Source organism: Bordetella trematum (assembly GCF_900078335.1).
Classification (GTDB): Bacteria; Pseudomonadota; Gammaproteobacteria; order Burkholderiales; family Burkholderiaceae_B; genus Bordetella; species Bordetella trematum.
In genome coordinates this window covers 332,984-354,705 of record NZ_FKBR01000012.1, presented here as the reverse complement: position 1 = coordinate 354,705, position 21,722 = coordinate 332,984, and the positions used below count along the sequence as shown (strand labels likewise).

The following is a 21,722-nucleotide window of genomic DNA, read 5'->3' as shown; positions in this document are numbered from 1 at the left end:
GACTCGTAAGTCCCTCTGTCAAGTGACGGTGGTCGATAGAGATTCGGAGTGTGGGTTAACCGGGGCATGTACTGCACCGGCGGGACGCCGCCCAGCGTTTCGTGCGGGCGGTATTCGTTGGAGTCGACCGCCATTGGTCGGTGATGGCCTGGACCTGCTCCAGGTTGGCAAACAGATCTACGTCGAGCGCTTTGGTTCGGTACGCTCGGTTGAAACGCTCGATAAAAGCATTCTGATTCGGCTTGCTTGGCTGGATGTAGCGCCAGCCCAGTTAACCCTGAGAACAATGGAGATGCTGTTGGACCTAGCTAATTGCGTTGACAAACTTTTGAAGACGCCGAACCTGCACGCTATGGGGGCTGCAGCAAAGGTTATACCGGCTCCTGTCGCTACCGTTGACGAGGCGAAGGCTCTGTACCAGCGCCTGCCGGGGTACATCAGCGCAAATGATCACCGCAATGCGGTGGCCTGCACACTTGCTCTTCTGCGGCTTGAGGGCAGCGTTTGGCTCGCGCGCATGCGCAAAGATGGGCTTTTCCGCGCATCGCGCTACGGGTACGACAGCCGTTGTCTGATGAAGATCGTGGCGGCGGCGTTAGAACTGTCTGCGTCCGCCTCACTGCAGGTTGAGCAGATTGGGTACCTCAAATCTCTGCAGGCGCTACTGGAGCTCGCCAGGCCAGCGAAGCAGATCCATCTGAGTATCGTCAGCCGCCTGAGGGCGCGCAAAAGCACGGCGCTGAAGACTCTGCTTGCGTTCGTCAACGCCATGTTTTCCGCTAACTGGATGGGTGACGAGCAAGCTGATGAGAGCCAGCCACTTCGTTGGAGTGCAACCCACCTTGCATCAGCCTTCTCTCGGCTTTATATGATCGCACGGGACGACCTTGGCATTGATGCCCAGACGTGGAACAGAACCGATGACCACGCCGCGTCGGCACACGAAGCGATCTACTCCAGCCTAATAATGGACGCTCTAAGGATCAACGAGCTGATCGACGCGGAGGTTTTGCTCGATGGCCTCCCTTACAAGGCAGAAGCCACCCCGAAGGGGGTGCTGGTTTCCGCAATCGATCCCGCGTTCGAACGGTCCGTCCGGCTGGGCTATATCCAATCCGACCTGCAGTTGTGGATCCGCGCGGCGTCGACCCAGCAACATCTGAATGGAGAGCAGCCGACGTTGGGTTCGTTCGACGATGCGCTGTCGCCCTTCTTCGATACCGTTCTTCTGGAGTGCGTATCTCTTGAAACAGTCCCGGGCGAACGGCTCGTGATCCGGTTGCCATCCTTTCCCCAATTGATTGAGGTTTTGAATTTCGGCGGCCCGTTTCTCGATGAAATGCCCTTTTTCGTTGGTGCCCATATCGATAATTTTCAGCCGCCCGGGACGATGCTGCAGGTCAGCGAGCAGCTCTCCATTATGGACCTGATCAAGGCGAAGCGGGTGTTCAAACTTATTGACGCGATGTTCGTCAAGAAGCTGGAGACGTTGGACGACTTGATGAAACGCAGGATTCTAAGGCTTCGGTCTACAGTGATCGTTGCAACACGCGCCCATCTGCAGGGAATGCTGCAGCTCGTAATGTCGCATGAGAAGGCACTGGAACTGATCTCGCTGCTGTCGCTACCGACCACGAGTTCCATGCCGAGCTCCAATGAGTACGTCGACCTGCAATACAGGCCGTTCCTCCGTTCATTGAGCACAAAAGGCGATTTCATCGCCATTCCACCAGCAGTCGTGGCTAAGTCCAACCTCGTGCGTAGCATCATGCACGCTAGCCGGATTAAGGAGGCAACTGCTGCCGCCGATGATCCGATGCAGGTAGCGGTTGCGGCAGCGTTGCGGAAGGCTGGCCTTCTCGTGCGCGAGAGCTTCGTCTTCAATATCAACGGCAGGCGAGAAACCGACATCTTTTGTTTCGGCAGTGGGGTGCTTTTTGTCATCGAATGCAAGAACGCTTACCACCCGTGCTCGCCGCATGAGCTTCGCAACAGCTACGATTTGGTGTTGAAGGCAGAGGAGCAATTGGACATCCGTGCCCAATGGCTTGACGATCCCAGCAATCAGATGCGGCTCTTCAAGGCGATGAGGTGGAACGTCACTGCTCCAGCGCGCGTTCGCACGTGCGTCGTCACGGCGAACCGCGCTTTCAGTGGGTACCGCTGTGGCGCCCACCCAGTGCGACAGGCGCACGAATTGATCAACGTCCTGGTCCGCGGCTACGTTGGAAGAGGTCCAGACGGTCCAAACCGACGATTCTGGCGCGGCGAAGACTTTGAGGTGGCCGACCTGCTCGACTACCTAGAAGCCAAGTCCGTGCTCCAGACGCAGCATGCCGCGATGGCGCCCTCGAAGCGCGGTATTCTGCTTAAGGGCCGTCGCCTAGAGTTCGCGGAGTTCTCAATGGACTTGGAGGACATGGGCCGACATATTGAGGAAACCTTCAGCGAGATTTGCGATGCCAAGCCATTGGACGATGGCGCCTATGCGCCGCTCTAACAAGCCAATCGTCGAGGTTCATTCAACTTGAAATTTGGTTCACTGAAGTTGGCTGGAATCTTGGCGGAAACTAACTCGAGCCGGCCGACCGCTTCCGACCGAGGCTGTGTGAAAACGCGAACGCATTGGAGTCATCAACACAATCGACCTCTCAGAACGGCTCACGTCGCGTTTTCTTGAATGTGGCAAGGGGTCGAAGACCCTCTGAAGCATCATAGAACGACGTTTTCACACAGCCTCGACCCATTGCTGACATTCCGCATGGGTCAACTCCAAGCAACAGGCATCCTGGCGTAATTAACGGTAACATGTCGGGACCACCAGATCGAGATAGGGCTATGGCAACAGATCACGACGACGCGGAGAGCAGCGCCACAATTGGCGAGCGCCTTCGATATTCCACTAGCTTGGTGACGCAAGGGGCGCATCGGTTTTTTACCCTGACAATGCATACCGATGTGCTCGCCGCCTGTTGTTTTGTTTCAAGCCGTGAGGAAGATCCACTGACGGGTTTTCAGCGAGTTCTTGACGAGAAACGGGCGCAGGATATCGCTGACTATATGGATCTCGGATTCGGGACAATCCCAACCTCCATTGTCCTTTCAGCACAGCCTGACGCAGACCTCCGCTTGATTGGCCGAGGCAAGACTCTTGAGTTCACGATCGCTCCGCATTCATTCCTGATCATCGACGGTCAGCACCGAGTTTTTGGTTTCTCTAAGGCAAAGACGAAGCTCCGTGTGCCAGTGGTGATTTATAACGGTCTCACGAAGCAGCAAGAGTCCCGCCTTTTCATGGACATCAACACCAAACAGCGACCCGTGCCAAATGAGTTGCTGCTAGACATTAAAAAGCTCGCAGACGCCGAGAATGATGACGAAGCGATGCTGCGTGAGCTTTTCGATGCATTCAGCGATGACCCGGATAGCCCGCTAGTTGGACTGACGAGCCCTGCGTCAAAGGCCGTAGGTAAACTTACAAGGGTGTCGTTCAATGCAGCCGTTCGGCCAGTATTGTCGACATTCGCGACTACGACCACATCTGTGATCTACCCAACGCTGAAAAACTACCTCAACGCGTTCTACCGGGGATTAGTGGCAATCGATGCGAGGACCGCTTTGGTAAGTCCGACCGTGTTTCGTGCGATCTGCGAAATATTTCCGGATGTCGCTCAACGTGTTGTAGACCGTTCAGGTACAGCATTCGATGAAGCCGATTTCAGTGAGGTTTTGGCAACGCTTTTTGACCGAGTAAAGCCGGCTCGCTTTAAAGGACCGCCAAAGTCGCCTAAGGAGCTTGCGAGCGAGATGCAAAAAGCCTTGCGTGCTGGATTCTTTATCAGTTGACATGGCTGATGTTGGAGAGTTCTTCGCTGACCTGCTGCGCCCGCGGTGGGTCGCCGGTTTGAACAAGGTCAAGACACCAACTGTCTTAGGTGTTGAGTCTTGGCTAAAGTCCGGCACATATTCTTGGCTTCCTAGCCCCGCCGGCACGGTAAAACTGGACGTCTCTATTGGCATAGATGAATTGGCAGAGGCGATGGCGAGTGAGGTTGCACGGTTTTCGTGCGCTTGTTACGAGTCACTGCTCGATGCTGTCCCGCGCGGTCATGCAGATCGTGCACTAGGTTGGGCGCTAGTTCGCTACTACTACGCTACGTTCTATGCAGCACATGCACTGCTTCGCATTTCGGGTAGATCCGTCACCATGATTTCTCCTCAGACCGCATCCACGTTGAATGTGGTCGGGGGGCAATACCTTGGCATGTCACCAAACATCAGTACGGGATTACATCTGGTGCAAGTAGATTCTTCGAGCCATCCTCACGTATTGATGAGCAAAATTGGCGGAAGTAACGGGGGATCACATGAAGAAATGTGGAAGCTCTTTCTGGCACTCGTCGTGGAACTGGAAGGGCAACTGATCCTAACGCAAGGACAGTCACAAGAGGCCTTGTACGCCGTACAAGTTCTTACCAACCTTAGGGCGCAACTTTGTCGACGCGGAAAGAGCAATGGAGCGTGGCTATCGTCTATACGGAACGATTTGAACTATCGGCATGATCACGGAGTGTGGTACCCATATAAGGTGTCCAGTAAGGTGGCGATCGCGTTAACCGGGAAAATGCAGCGCTGGATCCCCAACGCTGCAGATGGATACGAGATTGGCAAGGTGACTGATGACCTGGGGTGCTTCGTTGATAGTTGCAATGTCATGGCTCGACTCCTAACCGCAGCACTTAAGGACGTATCGGGTCGCGCTGAGAATTCACGATCAAGCTTTGTTGATCGCCAGCCATTCAAGCTCCTTCGGCTCCGTAGCATTACCGTCTGAGCCAACCAAAAACAGGCAAGAGCCAATGGCCGTGTTTGGCCGGAAGGTGCCTTTTCGGAACCGGCTGCTTTCTTTCCCTTGCAGCCTTCGGCAATCGTAGATCAACTTGCAGTAAGCCGACCGCTGCGCCGCATTCGGCCGACGGCGGCTAAAGGCCTTGATCGGGCTCCTTTCGTTGGCTGATCGCCAATACGCCACCTTCATTGAACGCTCTTTTGGACTCGTTCGAAAAAGCATCGGACGCTAACGATCTTCTTGACTGGAACCACGCATGACACTCGTAGTCGCTTGGACTAGAACGACCCAGACTGGTCGTGAACTCTGGCTGCTGTCTGACAGCAGGCTTAGCGGTGGAAGGCTCTGGGACTATGGTCCCAAGATATTCGGTATTGGCCGGAGTGACGCTGTCATTGCGTTCGCGGGAGACACATCCTGGACGTACCCATTAATTGCCCAGATTTCCTCTTACGTAGAATCGTTCATCAACTTGCGGGAACGAGTCGTTGACGTAGCGGACCTATGCAATCAGATCCTCGAGATGCTGAATGACTCACTCTCCTTCGTGACAGATCCCGCCCATCCTTCCATGGCACTCCCGGAATGTTCGTTTGTCTTTGCAGGCTACTCAGCGCGCAGGAAAGACTTCTTTCTGCGACGGATTGAGTTCCAGTCAAAAAGCAGACGGTTTGTACCGACTCACCCCAAATCTTACGGGCGAGAGTCGATAGCGTACGTGGGCGACGTGGAACCGGTCAAAGCGACTGTCCGGCGGATGTCCGAAATTCTCAGGCAAAGAAAGGTAGAACGCCCAAGACTCGATATGGCTCCGGCGGCGGCGTTTTTCGAAGTACTCACATCCGGAAAGTTCAGAGACATTGGCGGAGCGCCTCAAGTGACCAAGGTCTATGAGCACATGAATCTACGGAATTTTGGCGTCTACTGGCCCCCGAATGTTCCCGAGGAAGAGCAGGGCATCTTTCTGCGGGGTCGCCGCCTGAAGTCATCTGAGGTGCTTGACCATCCATGGGTTTACGACCCAACTTTGACCAAGCTCTGGTGGCACGACTTCTCTCCGGATCAACGTCGCAACGCTGCGGTCGCAAAGACGAAGGCTCTTGTAACGACCGATGGGGCCTTCTAGGTGATGACCATGGTGATGGCGTCCGTTTTGTCTCATGGATCATTCGGCCAGCCATTTCCGATCCGATACGCCGCTCGCTGCCGACTGCTTATGGCCGCGGTTGTGTGAAAACTCACCGTGCTGAGGGTCATGTCGGAAGTTGGCCTCTCAGATCAACTCAGGATCGACGATCGGAGTTAAGGGAAGGGTTTGAACACCCTCGAAAACAAGTCCATCACGAGTTTTCACACAGTCTCGGCCGGGAGCCGCCCTTGATGGCCGACCGTTCTCGACTCGACGTGGACGTCAAGGTATTTCGTAGGTAGCCCTTCAAGTTCGCTACCGCTTCAATAGCTCGAACTCGTACGTTGGAGCCGCGGCGTTAACGGCGTACACGCGATAAGCTCCAGGAAGGGGATCGTGTGGTGCATCCAGCGTCACCCACTCGCGATCGGTGGCTCTCCAAAACATGCTTCTTCTCCGCGTGGCGTCAGGCTCACCAAAGTTCGCCAAGAAGTGCTTTCGAGCGAGATCAGTTCCAGCCTTCTCACCGCTGGCGAGGTGAAAGAGTATCTGTGAAACTTTGCCCTTGCCGCCCCTCTCTGTGAAGTAGTAGGTCCCCCCCGTCACAACTGCGTCAAATTTTGCGTTGACATAGTAGTACGCTCGTTCTTCATCCCATGTGCCGTCCGGGTAACGGCTTATAAGTTCAGCCACTGGGGTGCCGATAACCACCTCGTCAAATCCGAGCGGATAAACACTTCTATCTTGGAACGGAGACTTCAGCAAACTCGTCTGCAGGGCCGCACGCACCTCAGCTAACTCCCGCTTAGTGCGCTCAAGCTCCTTTGCGATCGAGGCCGAGTTCGCGCTCAATTCGGCAAGGCGCTCCACCTTCGCAGTAAGAAGGTCAACGCGCAAGGGAACGACCACTGTCATGAAGAACACGGCCGTCCCCACTGCAACGACAACCGCTATTGCAAGTGGGTGATCCTTCCAATCTTTGCGAGATTGTGTGCCCATCTGTGGGCGTGGTTTGAATTTGGGTGTTGGCATAGAGGCCTTTTTGGAACCGGCACGGAACCCGATCCCCCGAGCCTTTCGAAGACGCATACATTCATCACACGCTCAAGAGCCTAGCAATCTGCGATCTGGAGGCCCGTCCTGCGCCCTGGGACACTAGCGGGACAATTCGGCTTCAAAGCTGAAAGCGCGCAACCCGTCAAGCCGTATTGATCAGTTGTTCGGTGAGCTTTGCAAATTTTACAAGCTGGCCGGATGGTTTCAAAATCCTCTGAGTCGTGACGTGCGATCAAACGTCCGTTGGTGGCCGGAAAGAGAGTTTCGTCAGCCGGCCAGCGACTGTGGCGTGCTATGCATCGATCAGCGCGTTATCACGGCGACCTAGCCGCCGCCACTCCGAGCTTGTTTCGCACGCTGATGGCGGGCAATCAGCATCGCCTCATATTTAGCGTATTGTCGATTTTCTAGGTTCGCTTGAAGCTGTTCGAGCTTGGCGAACAGTCGGTCAAAATCTCTTTCGAATGTTTGCTGCGATACAACCAAGATATTTGCGATGTCGGCAATGCAAGAAATCAGAGCATCTTTGAACTGTAAGGAAAGAAAATTCTCTCTTCTCAGCTCCTTCATTATGCCTTGTTCGACCGCGTCATTAGCACCGTTGAGAGCGTATGCCCATTGACCGTGTGCGAGCTTATTTCTGACGGTGATGACGACGCTTAGTTCATTATCAAACAGCTTTAAAATTGCCTCAAATCTTGACCTGGCCGTAAACGGAAACGTACGCACGGGCGTAGCGGGCTCGATGTGGTAATGCTTACGGAAGGCGACCTCTGCGAGTCTCTTCCATTGATCAAGTTGAGTTCTTTCATTTGAGACCGAAGCGCGTTCTATTGCCGAGAATGCACTTGGCTCATGAAGTACTTTCTGCAGACGAACTTCAGCCCATGCACCAATTAGAAACGCATAGAGCTTTAGAAGCGACGTCAGCTCTGCGGTCCTATTTGTCGAAATTGCCGCTTTAGCCAGAGGAGCGATCTGACCCTTCGCTGCTTTGAGCGCACGAAGGTTCGCTGTGTGATACCTGTAAAGCTCTGCAACGGTAGCTTTTTTATTGGTCATGTCCATATGTCATATGGGCTCCGCCAAAGGGCACGAAACGTGTCATGCCCTTTGGCGGAGAGGGAATCGAACCCTCCAAATACTCCCTTGCGGGTGTGTTTCCATTACACCATTCGCCCGATTTTATATTACCTTAGATGTATAGAAATTGCAACAAGTGAACAATATAAGCTTCTCTGCTTTTTGGCGCCTAGCTTCAATGTTTAAGTCGGAATCGCATCCCGTCTCGTGGTACGCCACATCGCTTATCGGAAGTCCGCTTCTGGCCGAAGCAGTCCGTTAGAACCAATCATTCTTGACCGTTAGTGCCTTACCATCGATAGCCGACGATCCTTCCGGTGTCTCGCTGTTCCGAGGTCCCAACAGTTTTATTAGGCAGGCACGGTGGGCGGGCGATTCTCCTAGCGAGCGCGGACTCAAAATTTTGCGTACACTGTCCCATTCGATCAAAATAACGACATGGCACGGATAAGAATCTAACTCAAGTGCCTTCGTTCTAATTAAACGGTTGATTGATCAGACGCCCCAAATATCGCCGCATCAGGTCTATTCTGGCCTTTGCGAAGTCCGGCGCAGCAAGGCGGCTCAGATTCGCACAATCGATGCGTCCAGCATCTCTTTCAATCTAAAAGATGGCCGCTATACCAAACCACTGGAAAGCGCATACTCATAATGAGGTATGGCGAATGGCGCAGGCTTCAAAGACCATATGTCGAAAGTCGTTCTGCAGGAACTCACGGTCGTCATTGTGGTCGTAGCCCGTGTGGTGTTCTTTGTCGGCCTGTAGAGCAGTCTCGCATGACATCGACCCAATGGCGGCACCGCGTTGCCGGTATCAACGATCGATTAGCTTATCAATATCAGACCCGCTAAGCATCCCAGGCTTAGCAATGGATGGGGGGGGATTACCCCAGGAATGCTTAGGCCTGCAGCCATGCGCTTTAGGGCATCAAGGGCGAGGGCGCGTCGCCTTGGCCGGCGCATCGTCTCCGCCAGCCCCTTGTTCCCGAGAATAAACCGGGCGAATGTGGAACAATAGCGGGCTTAACCAAACTGGAGAGATGTCCATGGGCACCAAAATCGTTACCGAAGCCGATCGTCGGCGCACTCCCGCTCCCGTCGCACCCAAGGGCGTGACCTTTACGACGCAAGGTCGTGGCCAGCGCGTTAGCCGTGAGCGTGGCGCGCATACCCACCACAAGAAGAACCCCGGCAAGCGCGCGCACTCGGGTTAATTCCTTGGGGCAGTTCGCCACGGGCTTGCTTCTGCCGGCCTGGTGGCGATACTGACCCCGGGGCGTGCGTGCAGGCCCGGTGGCGTCCAGTATGCTGGGCTCTTTTGTGCCGGCGCGGCCACGTGTTTATGTCGACTCCTGACGTCTCAGGATGCTCGGCCGATGAGCGGGACGGGTCCGTCCGCAAGCTGCGAAAGTGATTTGGCGGCCGCTCACTTGATATCCCTCCTTTAAGATCTCACGCCAGGACCGACGACTGCCTGGTCGGCGTAGGCATCGTCTGTCTGGAGGCCGGTTTTTCGTGTTTCCACCTGGCCCCGGCGGGGCTCGGTCACTCCCGGTTCAACGACAAGATGCGCTTGTGGTGAGTCAACCTGCGGCGCGCGGCCGGTCGCGGTAGCGATGAGCGCGCCTCGCAGCACACGCCAACGAGGCGGGACCCTGGGGCGATGGCCGGGGGGAGATCTTTGGGCAAGAATCCTTCTTGAGTCGCTTTCGTGGATGTTATCGCCGTAGCTCGATCCGGTAGACGGTGGCGGGCGGGGCGTTGAGGATGACGCGGCCGACGCGTTCGGCGCGCAGGCCGAGATGGTGGAGGGTGTCGGCGGGCACGGGGCATTTGAAGCCGTAGGTGAATTGATAGAAAGAGCCGTCCGGACGGAGGTGGCGGAAGGCGCCGTCGAGGATGTTGTGTATCACGCGCCGGGGCATGGAACGCAGGGGCAGGCCGCTGACGACGGTGGCGATCTGGCGGGGGACGTCGTGCAGCAGGGTGGGCAGCTTGCTGGCGTCGCCTTCGACGATACGGCTTTGCGCGTATTGCTTTCTGAGGAGGGCGGCGAAGCGGGGGTTGGATTCGACCAGCACGATTTCGGATTCGGCCACACCTTTGGCGAGCAGCGCCCGGGTGAGCGTGCCGGTGCCGGCGCCCAGTTCCATGACCAGACCGTTGCCGGGCGAGACGCCTGCGGTCATCAGGGTGGCCAGCCCGGGCGCGGAGGGTGCGATGGCGGAAACGGCGAGCGGGTCGCGCAGGAGTTCTTTGTAGAAGTGGATGTGCTCGGAGATGCGCATGATGCCTCCTGGGCGGCGGCTGGATGGGTGAACGTGTTTCGGGGTAGACGGCTGGTGCGGCGTTGGCCCTGGCGGGCGCAGCGCGGGCCTGCATGGGGCTGCGTTACCGGGGCGGGCCGCTGGCGAGCGCGGGGCGACGATGCGCGGCGGCCGGGCGCGACGCGGCCGGCACTGAGCGTTGCATGGAGTCGGGGCGGGGGGCAGGCCGCGGACGGGCCTTTGCCGTCAGGGCGTGGGCTGGCTGGCCGGTGGCCGCGTGCGGGGGCAGGTCGCGTTGACCCGCAGGGCGAGGACAGGTGGGATCCGGGAGCGCTTGCATGGGAACGGGGATGAAGAGGAAAAACGAGGCAGGGCGTGGCCATGCAGAGAAACATTTTTCCTCATCGGGGCGCCCGGATCGGGCCCTGAGGGGCGATTGCAGACGACAGGCAAATGTCACGCCCGGCGAGGCGCTGCGCGCAGCCTCGCCGGTGTTGCACGGTGGTGAGGCGGGGCCGGACCGCAGGGCGCGGGGCGGCCTGCCCCGCTTGCCGGCTCAGTGCCGGCCGTTGAAGGAGAACTCGCAGCAGCTGCGGGCCAGTTCGACGACGCTTTCGCAGAAGGCGTCGTCGGCGCCGTTGCGGTACATGGCGCAGTACATGGATTGCGGCGCCGCGATGCTGGTGCGGGCTATCACGAGCTTGCGGCTGCTGAGCATTTCGGTGAAGTAATCCCGTGGCAGGCAGCTGACGCCGAAGCCGGCGGCGGTCAGGCCGGCCATGGCGATCAGGCTGTTGATGGTGAACATGTTGTGCGCGGGAGTGTGTGGCTTGAGCCAGCCGTCGTAGATCATGTTCAGGCCCGATTCCCGGCTCTGGCGCAGCAGCGGCAGCGCGGCGATATCGGCGGGGGTGTAGACCCTGCTGGGGTCGATCATGTCAGGGCTGCCCATCCAGGCGAACTCCAGCCGCTGCAACGGGGCAACCTCCAGGCCCGGCTCGGCGAACTCGCTGTGCAGAAATGCCATGTCGAGCTGGCCGGCCTGCAGCCGTTTCTGCAGGTCGGCGCCCAGATCGATATGCGGCTCCAGGGTGATGCGCGGGTAGTGCGTGCGCAGCAGGCGGATGAGCGAGGGCAGCCAGGTCATGGCGGTGATCTCGGTGATGCCGAAACGGAAGGTTCCGGTGAGGGTGTGCTGTCCTTTCAGGCGCACCAGCAGCCGGTCCCGGTGCCCCAGCATCTCTTCGGCAAGCGTGAAGGCTTCGTGGCCGCGCGCCGTGAGTTCGGCACGATGGCCCGAGCGGTCGAACAGGGCCACGTCGAAGTCGGCTTCCAGCTCCTGGATGCGCTTGGTGATGGCCGATTGGGTGGTGTGCAGCTTTTGGGCGGCAGCGGAAAGCGTGCCCAGGCGTACGGTCCAGTAAAGGGCCTCGATCTGTTTGAAGGTCAGCATGGCTTAGGGAGTTCATTCCTAAAATTCTATTAGGTGATAACCCTTATATTCCTAAAAGAGATGGAGTGGGGTGAAATTTAATCCCTTTGTTCGCGCGGGGAAAGGGCCGACCATGCTGCCTGTCTCATTCGATTTTCAGGATTACGCAGACTCCATGGCCACCCCCATCACCGGCACGCGCATCTTGCCTGCCGCCCCTGTTGCTTCTTCTTCCGTCCTGCAGGCGCTGGCCGGTATCGTCACGCCGCATCTGAGCGACAACCTGGCCCGCCGCGAGGGCGTCGCCGGCCTGCATCGCTACAACCGCAGCGGCAAGCTGGTCGGGACCGCGCTGACGGTCAAGACCCGCCCGGGTGACAACCTCATGATCTACAAGGCCATGATGATGGTGCAGCCGGGTCATGTACTGGTCATCGACGCCGGCGGCGATCTGTCCAATGCGGTGCTGGGCGAAATCATGAAGCGTTATCTGCAGGTGCATGGCTGCGCCGGCGTGGTGGTCGATGGTGCGATTCGCGACGTGGGCGCGTTCGAAGCCGATAGCTTTCCGTGCTATGCGCGCGGTCATAGCCATCGCGGGCCCTACAAGGATGGCCCCGGCGAGGTGAACGTGCCGGTGTCGATCGGCGGGCAGGTGATTCAGCCGGGCGACCTTCTGGTGGGCGACGAAGACGGCCTGGTGAGCTTCCCGGCCGAGGAGGCCGAGGCGCTGATCGCGGCCGCCCGGGCGCACGCCGACAAGGAGGCGCGCATCATGGAAGAAATCGCCGGCGGCTCGAAGACGCAAAGCTGGATGCAGGCCGCGTTTGCCGCCAAGGGGCTGGCATGAGCGGCGTGGATACGGGGTTGCTGGCTGCGCGCGCCCGCGCCATCAAGCCTTCTCCCAGCATGGCGGCCAAGACTCGGGTGGATCAGTTGCGGGCCGAAGGGCGCGATATCGTCGATTTCACCGTGGGCGAGCCGGATCTGCCGACGCCGGCGCACATCGTGCTGGCGGGCATCGAGGCGCTCAACAGCGGCGATATCCGCTATACGGCGTCGGTGGGCATGAAGTCCTTGCTGCAGGCCGTGCGCGCCAAGTTCCTGAACGAGAACGGCCTGGACTATGCGCTGGACGAGCTGATCGTGGGCGTTGGCGCCAAGCAGCTGCTCTACACGGCTCTGGCCGCCACGGTGCAGGCGGGCGACGAGGTGATCATTCCTGCGCCGTACTGGGTGTCGTATCCGGACATGGTGCTGGTCAACGAAGGTACGCCGGTCGTGGTGGCTTGCCCGGAAGAGGCCGGCTTCAAGCTGACGCCGCAGGCGCTGGAGCAGGCCATCACGCCGCGCACCAAGTGGCTGCTGCTGAATACGCCGAGCAATCCCACCGGCGCCATGTACAGTCCCCAGGAGTTGCAGGCGTTGGCCGGGGTGCTGGCGCGTCATCCGCATGTTTGGCTGATGACCGACGAGATTTACGAGCATCTCGCCTATGGCGAGCAGCGCCACGTGTCGCCGGCGGTGGCCGCGCCCGAGCTGGCCAGCCGCACATTGACGATCAATGGCGTCTCCAAGGCCTATGCCATGACCGGTTGGCGTCTCGGATACGCGGGCGGGCCGAAGGTGCTGATCAAGGCCATGGCGGCCTTGATTTCACAGAGCACCAGCTGCGTGAGCGCCATCAGCCAGGCGGCCGCATGCGTGGCGCTGTCGGCCGACCAGGCGTGCGTGAGCGAGGCTGCGCGGGTGTTCCATGCACGTCGTGATCGCATCGTGGCCTTGCTGAACGCGGTGCCGGGCATTCGTTGCCCGCAGCCCCAGGGGGCGTTCTACGTCTATCCTTGCGTGGGCGGACTGCTGGGCCGGCGCACGCCGGCGGGCAAGGAGCTGCGCACCGATCTGGACGTCGTCATGTTCCTGCTCGATGAGGCTGGCGTGGCGGTGCTCGACGGCACGGCTTATGGGCTGTCGCCGTATGTGCGCCTGAGTTTCGCAACCTCGATGGAGAACATCGAGGAGGGATGCCGCCGCATTGCCCAGGCTTGCGGCAGGCTGGTTTAAATCCGGTGGCCCCTTTACGGGGCCATCGTCGTTGGCAAGTCAGCCATACCAATATTTCAAGGGAAACATCATGAAAAAATGGATCGTCACCTGCGTCGCCTCCATCGGCCTGGCAGCCGCGCTGGCGCCCGTCGCACAGGCCGCTACGCCCGAGGAGATCAAGGCGCGCGGCAAGTTCATCTGCGGCACGATGGGCACGGCCGAGCCGTTCAGCTTCCAGGACCCCAAGACGCGCGCCATCGTCGGCTATGAGGTCGACATGTGCAAGGAGATCGCAGATAGCCTGGGCGTGCCGCTGGAGATCAAGCTGATCGCCGTCGAGGCGCGCATTCCCGAGCTGATCGCCGGCCGGGTGGACGTGGTGGCGGCCAACCTGGGCTGGAGCCCGGAGCGCGCCCAGCAGATCGATTACTCGCACCAGCATTTCGTGAGCCTGCAGAAGGTGCTGGCGCGCGACAACGACCAAGACCTGTCGACGCCGGCCGATCTGGCCGGCAAGCGCGTGAGCGCGGTGCGTGGCTCGTCCTCGGAACAGGGCGCGCGCAAGTTCATTCCCGATGTCGACCCGGTGACCTTCAAGGACCCCAGCGGCGCCTTCCTGGCCCTGCAGCAGGGCAAGGTGCGCGGCTTTGTCGGCTCCGAGCTGATGCTGGCCAAGCTGCGCCAGCAGGCCGCCGGCAGCGCCGTGCCGGTCAAGATCCTGGAGCCGGCGCTGTTCGTGGAACCGTGGGGCGTGGGCGTGCGTCGCGGCGATGAGGCCCTGCTCAAGCAGGTCAACCAGGTGCTCGACGGGTTGGAAGCTTCGGGCAAGGCGACCCAGATCTTCGACAAATGGTTCGGTCCCGATACCCAGTTCAACATGAAGCGGGACTTCCGTATCGAAGCGATCAAGGGCTGACGCGTCTCGCGCCGGAATCTTCATAGATGCATTACGTCTTCGATTTTTCCGCCATTTTCCAGGGGGAGTACCCGGTCTGGCTGCTCAGGGGGCTTGTCACCACCCTGGCGCTGGCTGGGCTTGCCTGGATTCTGGCCTTTGTCGTGGGCAGCCTGCTGGCGGTTATCCGCCTGACAGGCTCGCCGACCGCCAACGCGCTGATCTCGGTGTACGTGGCCTTTCATCGCAACGTGCCCATGTTGGTGCTGATCCTGTTCTGGTATTTCGGCGTGCCCGCGCTGTTGCCGCAGGGGATTGCCGACTGGCTCAACGAGCATGGCAGCGAGTTCATCCTTTCCTGTATCGCTATCGGGCTGGTGATGTCGGCTTATGTCTGCGAGGACTTGCGCAGCGCGGTGCGAGCCATTCCCGCCGGCCAGGTCGAGGCCTCGCGCGCGCTGGGGTTGAGCTTTCTGCGCACCATGCGTTGCGTGGTGCTGCCGCAGGCCTTTCGTATCGCCATCCCGCCGCTGCTGAACCAGACGCTGCTGCTGCTCAAGAACACCAGCCTGGCGATGGCCGTGGGCGTGACCGAGCTGACCGCCGTCGCGCTCGAGATCGAGAACAATACGTTCCGTACGTTCGAGGCCTATGCGATGGTGACGGTGATCTATCTGCTGCTGTCCTTCCTGATCATGGCCGGCGGCGCCTTGCTGCAACGGCGCTATCGCCCGCTGGGAGGCCATTGAATGTGGGATATCCTCAAAGATAACTGGCTGCTGCTGCTGATCGGCCAGTATCCGCACGGCCCCATCGGCGGCCTGGTCGCCACGCTCGGCCTGGCGGCCATCAGCCTGACGCTGGCGCTGCCTTGCGGCGTGCTGCTGGCGCTGGGCCGAATCAGTCCCTACCGCATCTTCCGCTGGCCGGCTTCGACCATCGTGTACGTGGTGCGCGGCCTGCCGTTGCTGATGTTCATTTTCTGGGCCTACTTTTTCGTGCCGGTGCTGATCGGCCGGCCGGTGGCAGGCGTGACGACCATGGTCGTGGCGCTGGTCTGCTATGAAAGCGCCTATCTGGCCGAGATCATCCGCGCCGGCATCCAGGCGCTGCCGCCGGGGCAGCAAGAGGCCGGTCGTGCGTTGGGCCTGTCGTACATGCAGACCATGCGGCGGATCATCCTGCCGCAGGCGCTCTACAACATGCTGCCCAGCATGCTGAGCCAGTTCGTGTCGACCGTGAAGGAGACTTCGCTGGCCTACGTGATCGGCGTGCAGGAGCTGACGTATGCGGCCAACCAGATCAACAGCGTTTTGCTGACCCGTCCGTTCGAAGTCTTCGGCCTGCTGGCGTTGACGTATTTCATCTTGAATTTCGGGCTGAGTGCCTTGGTGCACCTGACCGAGAAACGCATAGGCAAGCGGCGCGCCGGGCTCGCGCCGGCCCCAGAGGTAGCTGCGACATGATCCGTTTTTCCGAAGTACAGAAGTGGTATGGCGAGTATCAGGCCCTGGCCGACGTCACCGCGCAGGTCGAGCGCGGCGAGGTGGTGGTGGTCTGCGGCCCCTCCGGGTCGGGCAAGTCGACCCTGATACGCACCATCAACCGGCTGGAGCCGATCCAGCAGGGGACCATCGAGGTCGATGGCCAGGACATCTACGGGCCCAAGGTGCAGCTGGACACCCTGCGCAGCCACATCGGGTTCGTGTTCCAGCAGTTCAACCTGTTTCCGCACCTGTCGGTGCTGGAGAATCTGATGCTGGCGCCCCTGCAGCTCAAGCGCGCGCGCAAGCCCGAGGCGCAGGCGCGCGCCATGCAGCTGCTCGAGCGTGTCGGCCTGGCCCACAAGGCCGGCGCCTATCCCGCGCAGTTGTCCGGCGGACAGCAGCAACGGGTGGCCATCGCCCGGGCCCTGGCAATGAGTCCGCCGGTGATGTTGTTCGACGAGCCCACCAGCGCGCTGGATCCGGAGATGGTGGGCGAGGTGCTGCAGGTGATGAAGGGGCTGGCCAAGGATGGGATGACCATGGTCTGCGTAACCCACGAAATGGGCTTCGCACGAGAGGTCGCCGATACCGTGTGGTTCATGGATGCCGGACGCATTGTCGAACGTGCCCGGCCCGAGGCCTTCTTTACCCGGCCGGAAACGGAGCGGGCCAGGAAGTTCCTGTCGGATATCCGGCACTGAGCGGCCGGTGGCGGCAGACATGTCTGCCGCCATGGCGGGCCTGACGCCCGTGCCTTGATGCCGGCCTGCGGCGATCAGTCAGGCACGGGCCACATGCCCTCGCTGCGCAGCAGATCGTCCATGGCCGTTTCCAGGATCAGACGCGCCTGGCTGGCAGCCTGCTGCAACGAGACGTGCAGGGCCGCATCCGCGTCGTTGCGCCACGCGCATTGTGCGCTGTAGCGCTCGAAGCTGCCGACCATCATGAGCAGTTCCGCGAGATGCCGGGGGCATTCGCAAGCCACGGGATTGCGCAAGGCCATGATTTTCGCCAAGGTCTCGTCATTGAACTCGATGGGCGGCATGTCGGGGGCCACGAGGTGGGGGCGGGGCGCATGCGCGCTTGCCAATCGGATCAGGGGCAGCAGCTCCTGCAGGTCGGCGGGCACACGCGCGACGGCGCAGCCCTGCGCGCGCAGCTGGCGGATCGTGCTGCTGGCGCAGAAGCGATACAGCACCAGAGCAGCCTTCGCCTGGGTTTCGTTCCGTGCCTGCTGGATGCGCGCCAAAGCATCGACATCGAGCTCCGAGATTTCCATGATCAGCACGTCGGCATGGCGCGGCAACGAAGCCACATCCTGCGGGCGCTGGCATGCGCCGCTCAGTTTGATGGAGGCGTCGCCATAGAAGCTGCCGGGCGGGGAGGCGTCGTGGCCATTGTCGGTCAGGCGTGCAGCGATCGTCGCGCCGATCACGACCACGCTCAAGGGCCGGTTGGCCTGATGCTGTGGCGCCTGGATCATGGCCTGCAGTTGTGCGATCGACAGCTCTGCCAGCGTGCCGATGGCGTGGCCTTGGTCAGACAGTTGTTTCAACAGGCTGAGGCGGCGGACTTGTTCGGCTGAATACAGGCGCTGCCCTTGCGGGGATCGCGCAGCGCAGGACAGCTGATAGCGCCGTTCCCAGACCCGTAATGTCTCAACAGGCAGCCCAGCCATGCGCGCTGCCACACCGGTGCGAAACACGGCGGACGTGTTGCTGTCGGCCTGGGAGTCGAGGGGAAGTTTTTTCATGATTGAACCGTAGTTGAACCGATATTGTATTAAAAATCCGGTTCATTTGGTGGACTTGGTCGGGGCAGCGCTCTACGCTGGGTCTACGCAACGCAGAAATCGATGGCGTGGCGATCGTAGCGTTCCCTACGTGTACAGGTGCTTGAGCGCCTTCACTTTTTTTGGAGTTCATCATGAAGCGATTTGCAATGGGTGCCGCGATGGCTTTGGTGTGCGGTCTGGCGAGTGCGGCGGACATCGTGGACACCGCCAAGTCCGCAGGGCAGTTCAATACCCTGGCTACCGCCATTCAGGCGGCCGGCTTGACCGACACGCTGAAGTCGGACGGGCCTTTCACGGTGTTTGCGCCGACCGACGAGGCATTCTCCAAGGTGCCGAAGGACAAGCTGGATGCCCTGCTGAAGGATAAGCAGGCCTTGACTGCCGTGCTGACCTATCACGTGGTGCCGGGCAAGGTGATGGCCAAGGATGTCAAGCCCGGTCAGGTCAAGACGGTTCAGGGCAGCCCCGTGAGCCTGACCGCCGCCGATGGCAAAGTGAAGGTCAATGATGCGAATGTGATCAAGACCGATGTCGGCGCCGACAACGGCGTGATCCATGTCATCGATATGGTGCTGATCCCGCAGTAAATGGCGGTATGGGCGCGCTGCCTCGTGTGGCTGACATCCCTGCATTCCTGCCGTGCAAGGATGGTTCGGGACGGGCGGCGCGCCCCTGGTTGTTTCGACTTCGCAAGGTTATCGAGGCCACGGGCGACGCAGCGGGTTTGCTGTCCATTGCATGGGCCGCGCCTGGGGTGGACGCCTGCCCAGTCATGCATTTGTCGGGTATCTTAGCCACCCATCCAAAGATGTGAATAGACACGGCATGGCGCTTCGTGCTGTCCGGTCTCGGTGGCATTGTTGTTAAGTTTCATGAAAGTTCTTTCCCCGGAGCGAGGTCTTGCGGACCTGCCAGGCGCTCTGTTGCAGCAGGCAATCGAGCAATCCTTCAATGCAGTGGTGATCACTGATGCCGGCCGTGGTGCTCAAGGGCCGCTGGTGGTCTACTGCAATCCCGCGTTCAGCGCCATGACCGGGTATTGCCGCGATGAGTGGATCGGACGTTCCCCGAAAATCCTTCAAGGGCCCCTGAGCGATCGCGGGGTCATCGGGCGTCTGCGCGAGGCGCTGGATGCTGCAGCGGACTTCCATGGCGCCACCTTCAACTATCGCAAGGACGGCAGCTGCTACCTGGTGGAGTGGAACGTCTCGCCGGTTCGCTGCAGCGAGGGGGCGGTTACCCACTTCGTTTCCGTGCAGAGAGACATTACGGAAAGAGCCCTTGCCGAACAGCAGCAGGCGCTGTTGGCCCAGGCCTTGAACGTGACCCATGATGCCGTGTTCATCGCAGACGGCGACGGCAGGATTCAATTCGAGAATGCGGCATTCCAACGGTGGGCGGAGCAGGCCGGCTCAGGACCGCTCGTCAGGCTCTCCGATCCGGATTGCCCGCCGTTCTACCGCAATCTGCTGATGGTGATCCAGGGCGCAAGGCCGGGCCGGTTCACGTTCAGCCTGCAGGCCGCGGATGGCGGCGCCCGCCATCTGGAGCAGACGGTGTGGGTCATGGAGGCGAGCGGCAGCGGTCCGCGCCGGCACTATGTCAGCGTGTTGCGTGACATCACGCATTTCGTCGAACGGGAGGCTTTCCTGAGTGCGCTTGCCAGGCAGGATGCCCTTACCGGGGTGCTGAGCCGTCGCGGTGCTGATGAAGCCCTGCGCAGGATCCGCCAGGCGCCGGATGGCGGCGGGCAACCGCTAGCCGTGATCCTGGCGGATGTCGATGACTTCAAGTGCATCAATGATGGGTTCGGTCATCCGGTGGGCGATGCCGTGCTCAAGCACTGCGCCAAGGAAATCGGCCGGCATGTGCGTGCTGGCGATAGTGTGATCAGATGGGGAGGGGAGGAGTTTCTGGTACTTGCTCCCGTTTGTGCCTTGCCTGAGGCAGCCGCAATGGCAGAGCGTATCCGCAAGGCCGTGCGGGCCGTGGGCGAGCCGGCGATCAGCCTGTCTTTGGGGGTTGCCGTTCAGCGGCGGCACGAAACCTTCGAGCAGGCGCTGCATCGTGCGGACGAGGCCTTGTATCGCGCCAAGGCCCAAGGCAAGAACAGAGTGGCGCTGTCTACCGCGTAGGTCAGCGGCTGGTGCCCGGGCCTGCTCGGCCGGCTGGCCGGGCGGCGGGCTCAGGCAGGCAAGGGGGCTTCGGCGGGCGGGACGGTGCCGGTTCGCGGGGAAATCGGCAGGAGCCGGTCGTATTGGCAGATCTGTTCATAGAGCGCCGCGACCTGCAGGGCGAGATCGTCGCGCCTTGGGGGAGCCACGATCTGCAGCCCCAACGGACGGCCGTACTGATCAAACCCGCAAGGCAGGGAAACCGCCGGGCAGCCTGTCATGGAGATCGCCCCGCACAGCATGGAGCCGGCCAGATAGTGCTGCAGCGGCCGCCCGGCGATGGTCGCGGGATTGCGCAGATTGACGTCGAAGGCCGGTGTGGGCGCGGCGGGGGTCACGAAGACATCGTAGCGGGAGAAAATGGCCGCCATCCTGCGGTAGAAGGCCGCGCGCTCGCGTTCGGCCCAGGCGATCGCGCTTGCCGTGGATGTCAGGCCCAGTTCGGTGTTCCAGACCACATCCGCCTTGATGCGTTCCCGGTGGGCGGCAAGGTCGTGTTCCCGCTCGACCACGAAGACTTGGCTGCGCAGGATGAGAAAGGCATCGGCCAGTGCGGCGATGTCGGGGCTGACGGCCTCGACGATGCAGCCGGCCTCCTCGAAGCGGCGCACGGCCTGTTCGCACAAGGCGAGTGTTTCGCGGTCCACGGGGACGGCGCCGTCGAAGTCGCCGCAATAGGCGATGCGCCGCGGGCCTTGAGCGGGGGCGGCCTCGACGGCCTGCACATAGCTGCGCGCCGGGCTGTCGTAGGTCATGGGGTCGTGCACACAGCGCCCGGCCATCGCATCCAGGAACAGCGCGAGGTCGGGGATGTTGCGCGCCATCGGCCCTTCGACCTGCAACGGCGAGAACAGGGTGTCGACGGTGCCGCGCGTGACTCTGCCGGGGGACGGGCGCAGGCCGACGACGCCGCAATAGCTGGCCGGGCGGCGCAGGCTGCCACCGTGATCGCTGCCGTGGGCGAGCCACACCTGTCCGGTGGCGACCGAGACAGCCGCGCCGCCGGAGCTGCCGCCGCAGGTCAGTGCGGTGTTCCAGGGATTGCGCGTCGCGCCGAAAACCGGGTTGAAGGTGGACCCGCCAGCGGCGAACTCCGGCGTGTTGGACTTGGCCACCACCAGGGCCCCTTTGGCCTCGATGCGCGTGACCAGGGGGTGGGACTCGTTCGGGATGAAGTCCTGATAGAGCGGGGAGCCGTAAGTGGTGCGTACGCCGGCGACTTCCGTCATGTCCTTGATCGACACCGGCAGCCCGCCCAGCCACCCGGGCGTGTGCGGGTCGGCGGGGGCGGCCATCCATTGGCGGGCGCGTTCGCGCGCACGGTCGAAACACGCCGTGGGCAATGCGTTCAGTTGCGCCTCGACCTCGGATACCCGCGCCTGCGAGGCGTCGATCAGGTCCAGCGGAGAAATCTCCTTGCGTTTGAGCAGTCTCACCGCCTCGGAGGCGGTGAGACGGATCAGCGCGTCGTGCTTGCTCATGTCCGGCTCCCCTTGCTGCCGTGGGCGG

At 60.7% G+C, this 21,722-nt stretch carries 19 protein-coding genes and 1 tRNA gene; 12 read left to right on the top strand and 8 right to left on the bottom strand.

Annotated features, from left to right (window positions below; genetic code table 11):
• Nucleotides 1–55: 55 nt before the first annotated feature.
• Nucleotides 56–223, bottom strand: a complete 168-nt coding sequence (locus A7V84_RS21800; protein WP_412778649.1) for an integrase core domain-containing protein — start codon at nt 221–223, stop codon at nt 56–58.
• A gap of 2,615 nt (nt 224–2,838) precedes the next feature.
• Here A7V84_RS21800 and A7V84_RS07600 point away from each other — a divergent pair.
• From A7V84_RS07600 to A7V84_RS07595, 3 genes are all read left to right on the top strand, one after another.
• Nucleotides 2,839–3,846, top strand: a complete 1,008-nt coding sequence (locus tag A7V84_RS07600) for a DGQHR domain-containing protein (RefSeq protein ID WP_063491983.1) — start codon at nt 2,839–2,841, stop codon at nt 3,844–3,846.
• Nucleotides 3,824–4,834, top strand: coding sequence for a hypothetical protein (locus A7V84_RS21035; RefSeq protein WP_127070785.1), 1,011 nt, complete (start codon nt 3,824–3,826; stop codon nt 4,832–4,834). The genes A7V84_RS07600 and A7V84_RS21035 overlap by 23 nt, the downstream gene beginning before the upstream one ends.
• 271 nt (nt 4,835–5,105) lie before the next feature.
• Complete coding sequence (locus A7V84_RS07595) at nt 5,106–5,975, top strand: hypothetical protein (RefSeq protein WP_063491984.1); 870 nt, start codon at nt 5,106–5,108, stop codon at nt 5,973–5,975.
• 318 nt (nt 5,976–6,293) lie between these two features.
• On the opposite strand, the gene A7V84_RS07590 is transcribed toward A7V84_RS07595, so the two are convergent.
• The 3 genes from A7V84_RS07590 to A7V84_RS07585 all read right to left on the bottom strand — a co-directional run bounded on the left by A7V84_RS07590 (nt 6,294) and on the right by A7V84_RS07585 (nt 8,214).
• The gene (locus tag A7V84_RS07590) at nt 6,294–6,902 is read right to left on the bottom strand and encodes a hypothetical protein (protein WP_147297409.1); all 609 of its coding nucleotides are present in this window, start codon (nt 6,900–6,902) and stop codon (nt 6,294–6,296) included.
• A 456-nt stretch (nt 6,903–7,358) separates the two neighbouring features.
• Entirely contained in the window at nt 7,359–8,096 is a 738-nt protein-coding gene (locus A7V84_RS21030) for a hypothetical protein (protein WP_127070789.1), read from the bottom strand.
• Nucleotides 8,097–8,148: 52 nt separating this feature from the next.
• Nucleotides 8,149–8,214: transfer RNA gene (locus A7V84_RS07585), tRNA-OTHER, on the bottom strand.
• 949 nt (nt 8,215–9,163) lie between these two features.
• Between A7V84_RS07585 and A7V84_RS21445 the strand changes: the two genes are divergently transcribed.
• Entirely contained in the window at nt 9,164–9,331 is a 168-nt protein-coding gene (locus A7V84_RS21445; RefSeq protein ID WP_167350347.1) for a hypothetical protein, read from the top strand.
• Between the two features lie 504 nt (nt 9,332–9,835).
• On the opposite strand, the gene A7V84_RS07580 is transcribed toward A7V84_RS21445, so the two are convergent.
• Together A7V84_RS07580 and A7V84_RS07575 are read right to left on the bottom strand one after the other, a co-directional pair.
• The gene (locus A7V84_RS07580) at nt 9,836–10,405 is read right to left on the bottom strand and encodes a class I SAM-dependent methyltransferase (protein WP_063491986.1); all 570 of its coding nucleotides are present in this window, start codon (nt 10,403–10,405) and stop codon (nt 9,836–9,838) included.
• Nucleotides 10,406–10,940: 535 nt separating this feature from the next.
• Nucleotides 10,941–11,837, bottom strand: coding sequence for a LysR family transcriptional regulator (locus A7V84_RS07575; protein ID WP_025518282.1), 897 nt, complete (start codon nt 11,835–11,837; stop codon nt 10,941–10,943).
• 154 nt (nt 11,838–11,991) lie between these two features.
• On the opposite strand from A7V84_RS07575, the gene A7V84_RS07570 reads away from it, so the two are divergent.
• From A7V84_RS07570 to A7V84_RS07545, 6 genes are all read left to right on the top strand, one after another.
• A complete protein-coding gene (locus A7V84_RS07570) occupies nt 11,992–12,666 on the top strand; it encodes an RraA family protein (protein WP_025518281.1) in 675 nt (224 codons plus the stop codon).
• Nucleotides 12,663–13,880, top strand: coding sequence for an aminotransferase class I/II-fold pyridoxal phosphate-dependent enzyme (locus A7V84_RS07565; protein ID WP_025518280.1), 1,218 nt, complete (start codon nt 12,663–12,665; stop codon nt 13,878–13,880). The genes A7V84_RS07570 and A7V84_RS07565 overlap by 4 nt, the downstream gene beginning before the upstream one ends.
• Before the next feature lie 70 nt (nt 13,881–13,950).
• Nucleotides 13,951–14,778, top strand: a complete 828-nt coding sequence (locus A7V84_RS07560; protein WP_025518279.1) for an ABC transporter substrate-binding protein — start codon at nt 13,951–13,953, stop codon at nt 14,776–14,778.
• Between the two features lie 26 nt (nt 14,779–14,804).
• Complete coding sequence (locus A7V84_RS21440; protein WP_025518278.1) at nt 14,805–15,506, top strand: amino acid ABC transporter permease; 702 nt, start codon at nt 14,805–14,807, stop codon at nt 15,504–15,506.
• Nucleotides 15,507–16,223 (top strand): amino acid ABC transporter permease, encoded by a 717-nt coding sequence (locus A7V84_RS21435; RefSeq protein ID WP_025518276.1) that lies wholly within the window; start codon nt 15,507–15,509, stop codon nt 16,221–16,223.
• Nucleotides 16,220–16,945 carry an amino acid ABC transporter ATP-binding protein gene (locus A7V84_RS07545; RefSeq protein ID WP_025518274.1) on the top strand — a complete coding sequence of 242 codons (726 nt, stop codon included), beginning with the start codon at nt 16,220–16,222 and terminating at the stop codon, nt 16,943–16,945. The genes A7V84_RS21435 and A7V84_RS07545 overlap by 4 nt, the downstream gene beginning before the upstream one ends.
• A gap of 74 nt (nt 16,946–17,019) precedes the next feature.
• On the opposite strand, the gene A7V84_RS07540 is transcribed toward A7V84_RS07545, so the two are convergent.
• Nucleotides 17,020–17,997 (bottom strand): MerR family transcriptional regulator, encoded by a 978-nt coding sequence (locus A7V84_RS07540; RefSeq protein WP_063491987.1) that lies wholly within the window; start codon nt 17,995–17,997, stop codon nt 17,020–17,022.
• Between the two features lie 173 nt (nt 17,998–18,170).
• Between A7V84_RS07540 and A7V84_RS07535 the strand changes: the two genes are divergently transcribed.
• Together A7V84_RS07535 and A7V84_RS07530 are read left to right on the top strand one after the other, a co-directional pair.
• Nucleotides 18,171–18,626, top strand: a complete 456-nt coding sequence (locus tag A7V84_RS07535) for a fasciclin domain-containing protein (RefSeq protein ID WP_025518271.1) — start codon at nt 18,171–18,173, stop codon at nt 18,624–18,626.
• A gap of 285 nt (nt 18,627–18,911) precedes the next feature.
• Nucleotides 18,912–20,174, top strand: coding sequence for a sensor domain-containing diguanylate cyclase (locus A7V84_RS07530; protein ID WP_063491988.1), 1,263 nt, complete (start codon nt 18,912–18,914; stop codon nt 20,172–20,174).
• A 50-nt stretch (nt 20,175–20,224) separates the two neighbouring features.
• Here the strand turns inward: A7V84_RS07530 and A7V84_RS07525 are convergent, their stop codons facing one another.
• Nucleotides 20,225–21,694, bottom strand: a complete 1,470-nt coding sequence (locus A7V84_RS07525) for an amidase (RefSeq protein WP_033534145.1) — start codon at nt 21,692–21,694, stop codon at nt 20,225–20,227.
• Between the last annotated feature and the right edge of the window lie 28 nt (nt 21,695–21,722).